This is a genomic window from Bradyrhizobium sp., from assembly GCF_052389815.1.
GTDB lineage: Bacteria > Pseudomonadota > Alphaproteobacteria > Rhizobiales > Xanthobacteraceae > Bradyrhizobium.
The window spans coordinates 1-6,679 of sequence record NZ_JBQTHN010000039.1; the positions used below are offsets into that span (position 1 = coordinate 1).

Sequence of the window (6,679 nt, forward strand, 5' to 3'; positions counted from 1 at the left end):
CGCAGTCCGACGCCATAGCGCCGAAAATATTCTGTTGCCGTCATTGCGCAAGCAGTGCAGAGAATGAACTTTCTACGAGTTGACAGGCCTTCCGAATACTTGCCCAGCCTCGAAAGCGTGCCCACCTCTGAAAGCGCGGACGTGAAGGTGGGCACGTCGCTATCGCGCCTTTGCCCACCCTACGCAATCTGTACGCTCTCAATCGTCATTGCGAGCGAAGCGAAGCAATCCATCGAGCCGCGAGCCGAGACATGGATTGCTTCGTCGCCACGCTCCTCGCAATGACGACGGAAGCACCTGACTTACTCCACCAGATCCTCTTCCAGGATCGCCATCTGGAACTGGAACGAGCGGTCGTCGTCCTCGTCGTCGACGAACAGCACGCCGATGAATTCCTCGCCGATATAGACCTCGGCGGAATCGTCCTTCTTCGGCCGCGGCACGACGCGGATCTTGGGATTGCCGAACACGCGCTTGAGATAGGCGTCGAGCTTCCTGACTTCCTGAACGTCCACGGCAGTTCTCCAATCGGATCTTGTTTTTCCGAGCGCGGTTTTAGGACGAGACGCGACGAACCGCCAGCTGAAATCAGGCAAAAGGTGCGGTTCAAATTGTGTGGAAAATCAACGCTGCATCACAATCCCAGGGCGTTGATCATCTGGTCCATGGTGCGCGAGGGCTCGGCGCAGCCCGCTTCGCCGACGATTTTCGCCGGCACGCCCGCCACCGTGACGTTGTGCGGCACCGGCTTGACCACGACGGAGCCCGCCGCGATGCGCGCGCAATGGCCGACCTCGATGTTGCCGAGAATCTTGGCGCCCGCCCCGATCAGGACGCCATGGCGGATCTTGGGATGACGGTCCTCGTTCTCCTTGCCGGTGCCGCCGAGCGTGACGCCGTGCAGGATCGAAACGTCGTCCTCGATGACGGCGGTCTCGCCGCAGACGAATCCGGTGGCATGGTCGAGGAAGATGCCGCGGCCGATGCGGGCGGCCGGGTTGATGTCGGTCTGGAATACCGCGGACGAGCGGCTCTGCAGGTAGTAGGCGAAATCCTTGCGGCCCTTCTTGTAGAGCCAGTGCGCGAGACGATGGGTCTGCAGCGCGTGGAAGCCCTTGAAGTAGAGAAGCGGATCGATGAAGCGGGAGGTCGCGGGATCGCGGTCGTACACCGCAACGAGGTCGGCGCGGAAGGCGTTGCCGATATCGGGATCGTCGCGCAGCGCCTCGTCATAGGTCTGGCGGATCAGGTCGCCGGAGAGCGCGGCATGGTCGAGCCGCTCGGCAAGGCGATGCACCACCGACTGTTCGAGCCGGTCGTGATGCAGCACGGTCGAGAAGATGAAAGCGGCGAGCTCCGGCTCGCGCCGGACGATATCTTCCGCCTCGCCGCGGATGCGCTCCCAGATCGGATCGAGCGCGGTGAGCTTGCCGCCCTGGGGACTGACGTGATGCACGGCCATGGACTGCTCTCGCTTGTTTGGTTGGCGTTTTATAGCACGGCGGGCGTTCCGCTGTCCCGGGCCGGCCGCGCTAGTACCCTCTATCGTCGAAAGGTGATTCAGAATTCGTTGGTACGTCCAGCGCTTAACCGTGTCACTTAGCTCTGATTCCGGGTACTAGGGTAAACCACCCCGAAATGGCCGGTCCGGCCGGCGGTTTATTGCAGGTGGTCGGCCGTTTCAGGAATTCAAGCAGAACGAACCCGACTTTAGGGTGATTTTGGAACCGGGCGGGTTCCGCGCTAAGGTGAGTCAAAACCGGGGGGACGCCACATTCATACGCACATTTCGAGCGCCCGAAGGGCCGAATCCGGCCTGGTCTGGGCCGCCGCCATCGGCATTCCGATCCTGCTGGTCGCGCCCGCGATCTGGAATGGCTATCCGCTGCTTCAGTGGGACACCGGCGGCTACCTGGCGCGCTGGTATGAGGGATATCTGGTGCCGAGCCGCTCGACGGTGTTCGGCCTCTATCTGACTTTCGGCGAGGGCTCCTCGTTCTGGATCAATCTCGGCATCCAGGCGCTGACCACCTTGTGGATCCTGCAGCTCACCTTGCGCGTGCTCGGCATGAGCGAGCCGCGGCGGCTGCTCTGGATCGGCCTGGTGCTGGCCGTGACCACTGCCCTGCCCTGGCTGGTCAGCATGCTGCTCACCGACATCTTCACGGGTCTGTCGGTGCTCGCGCTGTTCCTGCTGATGCTGCATGGCGGGAAGGTTTCCAGGGCCGAGAAATGCGCCCTGCTCGTTCTCGTCGCCTTCTCCGCCGCCACCCATAGCGCGACGCTCGCGGTGCTGCTCGGGCTGTGCTGCCTCGGCCTCGTGGCATGGTGGCGGCTGCGCGGTCGAATTTCCGGCGCCGGATTGCTGCTGGGTTGGCTATCCCTGGTGGCCGGAGCAGGCATGCTGCTGGCGGCGAATTTCGCGCTGTCGCGCGAGCTCGCCTGGACGCCCGGCGGCTATGGCGTCACCTTCGGGCGCATGCTGCAGGACGGCATCGTCGCGCAGTATCTGCGCGATCACTGCGGGCGCGAAAAATTCAAGCTCTGCCCCTATCGCAACGAGTTGCCCGCGACCGCCGACCGGTTCCTGTGGGGCCACAGCATGTTCGACACGCTGGGCCGCTTCAAGGGCCTGGACGACGAGATGAAGACGATCGTGCAGGGATCGCTCAGGGAATATCCGGCGTGGCAAGCGAAGGCGGCGCTGGCGGCGACGGCGAAGCAACTGGCGATGGTGGCGACGGGCGAAGGCATCAATGGCTGGGTCGCCCACACCTACGGCATCATCGAGCGCTATATCCCGTCCCAGACGAGGCCAATGCGCGCGGCGCACCAGCAGCGCTGGGAGCTCGATTTCACGCCGATCAACTATCTGCACGTCCCGGTGGCGCTGGCGTCCGTGCTGCTGCTCGCCGGAATCTGCGCCTGGCGGTGGCGGCAACGCGGCCTGGACGACATCACTTTACTGGCGGCGACCGCCGTCTTTGCGGTGCTCGGCAACGCCTTCGTGTGCGGCGTCATCTCCGGCCCCCACGACCGCTACGGCGCGCGGCTGGCCTGGGTTGCGACCTTCGCGCTACTGATCGCCGCCATCAAGCACCATTCCGGGGAAGACGAACCCGCCTCTCACGGCCGCGCCGACAGGAATTCCGCGACGCCGGCCTTGTAGACCTTGTCGCCGACCGCGCGCATGTGGTCGCGGCCCGGGATATCCAGCACCTTCGAGCCGGGGATGATCGCGCCGAGCGCGGACGCAGAGCCGGCGATCTCGTCCGTGGTGCCGACCGCGATCAGCGTTGGAACTGCGATCGCAGCCGCCTCCTCGCGCGTCATCAGCCGGCGCGAGCCGCGCAGGCAGGCGGCGAGCGCGCGGCGGTCGGAACCGGTCTGATCGGCAAAGGCGCGAAAGGTGCGGCCGACGGGATCGGTGACGTCGTCGAGCGATGGCGCTTCCAGCGCGGTCGCCACGTTCTCGCCGGGGCCGCCGCCGGTGATCATGCCGATGCCGATGCCGCCGAGGATGATCGAGCGCAGCCGCTGCGGCTCTCGCAGCGCCAGCACGCCGGTCATGCGCGAGCCCAGCGAATAGCCCATGACGTCGGCGCGCGCGATGTCGAGATGATCCATCAGCGCGAGCACGTCGCTCGCCATGATGGCGATCTCGTATTGCGCGGAATCGTAGAGCTTGGCGGATTCGCCATGGCCGCGATTGTCGAGCGCAATGACGCGGCGGCCGAGCCGCTTCAGCTCGGAGACCCAGCCGGGATAGGCCCAGTTGACGTTCCTGGTCGAGGCGAAGCCGTGCACCAAGAGGATCGGCTCGCCCTCGCCTTCGTCGAGATAGGTAATTTCGACGTCGCCGTGATGAAAGCTCGGCATCGGGAATTCCGTGAGTCAGGGAAAGGATCGGGCGCGGCGAATATCCGGCCCAAGCTAACCGGCGACCGGGACGGCCACCAGCGCCGCTTGCTGCGTGGCGGCCAGCCGACGCGCGCGCCGGGCCTTCTTGCGGCGCAGCCAGGCATAGGTCAACCGCTCGGTGGTCGCCTTGACCGACGAGACGAAGGCAAGCACCGCCATCGCCACGCTGAAGATCCAGCCGGCAAGCGTCCACAGCCCGGATACGCCGAGCAGCGCACCGCGTCCCAGCGTTTTCAGGATGGCACGAGTCTGCCCGCCCTTCTTCTCGGCAATCCGCGCGGCGCGCGCGACTTCCCTGGGGCTCTCGGCGAGCTTGAGCGTGTCCTGTGCGGCCTTGATGCCGGCCTTCTCGCCGACGCGGCCGACATCCTTGGCAAGGCGCACCAGCGCGCCCGCCTTCTCGGCGCGGAAGGCCGCCTTCAGCGCACTGACGGTCTCGCCCGGACGCAGCACCGATCCGGAGGCGACCGCCTTCTGCAGCACGGGCGCATCGACGATTTCGCGCGCGGAGCGGCCGGCATGTTGCACCAGCCCCTCGCTGAGCCGGCCGACCTTTCGCGTGTCCTTGACCAGCGTGAGGCCGGCGCGCAGCGGCGCGACTCCGCCGACCGACACATAGGTGGCGGCGGTCACCGCGAGTCCCACGGTGGCAAGGCCGAGGATAAGATGATCGGTCTCCTCACCCGTCGCCAGATGCTTGCCCTCGCGCACCACGTCCCTGATGTCGCCCCACACGAAGAGGTCGCCGGCGACGGTGCCGGAGAAGCTGGCGACGTCATCGACAGAGCCGGTGACGAAGCCCCTGGCAAAGCGTTTGGCGAACTGCGCGGTGGAATTGTCTTCGGCCACCGCATCGCTCACGCGCTTCGACAATTCATCGCCCAGCACCACGTTGTTGTCGTGTGCGAGCTCGGCGAAGCTGCCGGCGAGATCGGCATCGCCGGCAGCGAGCGCCGCCTCGATCTGCTCGTGGATCAGGCCGGGGTTGTTGCGCAGGGCTGCGTTGACCCCAAGGCTGGAAAGTTCCGCCGGGTCGTCCTTCGCCGCCAGCACCGCCAAGGCGTCGCGGGCATTCGGCCATAGCATGGCAGCCATGCCCGCACTGAGCGCCACGCATGCCACTGCCAGACTGAGCCCTGCCCGCTTCATCGCCTGAAAACCGGTCCTTCTGCTGCCCTCAAGATGGTATGCCATTTTCGTGACACAACTGCCCCGACGAAAGGAGGGCTTTCCGGGGACGACAAGATTGTGTCGAATTTGCATGAGTAAATCAGCCGTTGGGCATCTAGGAATCATCCGTTCCCCTCAGTATGGTGCGCAGCACAATTCACAAAAGCCGCCACGCGTTGATTGCGCTTGCATCAGATTGCTACCCAGGGTGAACAGGTTATGGCCGACCACGTCGTTCCGCACTTCCACAACGATGCCGGGGTTCCGGTGATCGAGATCGGATCGCAGGAATTCATGTGCGTCGGCGCCAACCCGCCGTTCGACCATCCGCACGTGTTTCTCGACCTCGGCAACGACAACGAGATCATCTGCCCCTACTGCTCGACGCTGTACCGCTTTGCCGCGGACCTGAAGGCCGGCGAAGCCCGGCCGCCGGAATGCGTGCTGAAGGACAAGGTCGCCTGACCGCTCCGTGGCAGTATCGCGCACCATCTTCGTGGCTGGTGCCGGCATCGGGGGACTGACGGCCTCGCTGGCACTTGCCAGGAAGGGCTTTCGTGCCGTCGTGCTGGAAAAGGCCGAGAAGCTGGAAGAAGCCGGCGCCGGCCTGCAACTCTCCCCCAACGCCAGCCGCATCCTGGTCGAGCTCGGGCTCGAGCCGCGCCTTTTGGGCCGCGCGGTGGTGCCGGAATCCATCAACGTCATGAGCGCGCGGGCCGGCGGCGAGATTTGCCGCCTGCCGCTGGGAGGGGCCGCGACCTTCCGCGCCGGTGCGCCCTATTGGGTGGTGCATCGCGCCGACCTGCAGGCGGCGCTGCTGGCGCAGGTGGAGGTCACGCCCGACGTCGAGCTGCGGCTCGGCTGCCAGTTCGAGGACGTGACGAAACATGCACGCGGGCTCACCATCGTGCAGCGCCAGGGCTTGAGCCGGCATCAGGAGGTCGGCAACGCCCTGATCGGCGCTGACGGCATCTGGTCGTCGGTGCGGCATCATTTGTTTCCGGAAGTGCAGCCGCAGTTTTCGGGCCTGATCGCCTGGCGCGGCACGCTGGCGGCCACCGCGCTGCCGCGCGAATACACTTCGCCCCGCGTGCAGCTGTGGATGGGACCGAACGCGCACCTCGTCGCCTATCCGATTTCCGGCGGCCGGCAGATCAACGTGGTGGCGATCGTCGCCGGCACCTGGAACAGGCCCGGCTGGACCTCGCCGGGCGAGACCAACGAGATCAAGCAGTTCTTTGCCAGCGCGCGCTGGCCCGCGACCGCGCGCATGCTGGCAAGCGCGGTGGACGAGTGGAAGCGCTGGGCGCTTTACACCCTGCCCGAGGACGGCGATTGGCATGAGGGCCAGATCGCGCTGCTCGGCGATGCCGCGCATGCGATGCTGCCCTTTGCCGCGCAGGGCGCCGGCATGGCGATCGAGGACGCCGCGGTGCTGGCGAAAGCCTTGAGCGAAGGCGCAAGCGACCCGGCCGGCGTTTCCCCCCCCATGAAGAAATACCCCCCGCCACCCCCGGGGCCCGTCAGGCGGGTGGACCCGCGGGCCCCCCCCAACCCCCCCCACTAACACAAGACCCGACCCAGGGCC

General features: G+C 66.0%; 7 protein-coding genes. 3 read left to right on the forward strand and 4 right to left on the reverse strand.

The window, feature by feature from the left end; translation table 11 throughout:
- Nucleotides 1-302: 302 nt before the first annotated feature.
- Both ACT4OC_RS08470 and cysE read right to left on the reverse strand, forming a co-directional pair.
- Nucleotides 303-515, reverse strand: a complete 213-nt coding sequence (locus ACT4OC_RS08470) for a DUF3126 family protein (RefSeq protein ID WP_428132962.1) — start codon at nucleotides 513-515, stop codon at nucleotides 303-305.
- Nucleotides 516-634: 119 nt separating this feature from the next.
- Nucleotides 635-1,462, reverse strand: a complete 828-nt coding sequence (gene cysE, locus ACT4OC_RS08475; protein ID WP_444838524.1) for a serine O-acetyltransferase — start codon at nucleotides 1,460-1,462, stop codon at nucleotides 635-637.
- 312 nt (nucleotides 1,463-1,774) lie between these two features.
- On the opposite strand from cysE, the gene ACT4OC_RS08480 reads away from it, so the two are divergent.
- A complete protein-coding gene (locus tag ACT4OC_RS08480) occupies nucleotides 1,775-3,169 on the forward strand; it encodes a hypothetical protein (protein WP_444838528.1) in 1,395 nt (464 codons plus the stop codon).
- Here the strand turns inward: ACT4OC_RS08480 and ACT4OC_RS08485 are convergent.
- Together ACT4OC_RS08485 and ACT4OC_RS08490 are read right to left on the reverse strand one after the other, a co-directional pair.
- Complete coding sequence (locus ACT4OC_RS08485) at nucleotides 3,127-3,879, reverse strand: alpha/beta fold hydrolase (protein ID WP_444838525.1); 753 nt, start codon at nucleotides 3,877-3,879, stop codon at nucleotides 3,127-3,129. The genes ACT4OC_RS08480 and ACT4OC_RS08485 overlap by 43 nt on opposite strands.
- A gap of 54 nt (nucleotides 3,880-3,933) precedes the next feature.
- On the reverse strand, nucleotides 3,934-5,070 hold the full coding sequence (locus ACT4OC_RS08490) for a hypothetical protein (RefSeq protein ID WP_444838529.1): 1,137 nt from the start codon (nucleotides 5,068-5,070) through the stop codon (nucleotides 3,934-3,936).
- Nucleotides 5,071-5,310: 240 nt separating this feature from the next.
- Here ACT4OC_RS08490 and ACT4OC_RS08495 point away from each other — a divergent pair, with 240 nt between their 5' ends.
- The gene (locus ACT4OC_RS08495) at nucleotides 5,311-5,556 is read left to right on the forward strand and encodes a zinc-finger domain-containing protein (protein ID WP_444838526.1); all 246 of its coding nucleotides are present in this window, start codon (nucleotides 5,311-5,313) and stop codon (nucleotides 5,554-5,556) included.
- Between the two features lie 7 nt (nucleotides 5,557-5,563).
- Nucleotides 5,564-6,658 (forward strand): FAD-dependent monooxygenase, encoded by a 1,095-nt coding sequence (locus ACT4OC_RS08500; protein ID WP_444838527.1) that lies wholly within the window; start codon nucleotides 5,564-5,566, stop codon nucleotides 6,656-6,658.
- Nucleotides 6,659-6,679 lie beyond the last annotated feature (21 nt).

Bases quoted from the DNA above. Each gene is read 5' to 3' on its own strand.
- cysE (WP_444838524.1), bottom strand. From the start codon at position 1,462: ATGGCCGTGCATCACGTCAGTCCCCAGGGCGGCAAGCTCACCGCGCTC.
- ACT4OC_RS08485 (WP_444838525.1), bottom strand. From the start codon at position 3,879: ATGCCGAGCTTTCATCACGGCGACGTCGAAATTACCTATCTCGACGAA.
- ACT4OC_RS08490 (WP_444838529.1), bottom strand. From the start codon at position 5,070: ATGAAGCGGGCAGGGCTCAGTCTGGCAGTGGCATGCGTGGCGCTCAGT.
- ACT4OC_RS08495 (WP_444838526.1), top strand. From the start codon at position 5,311: ATGGCCGACCACGTCGTTCCGCACTTCCACAACGATGCCGGGGTTCCG.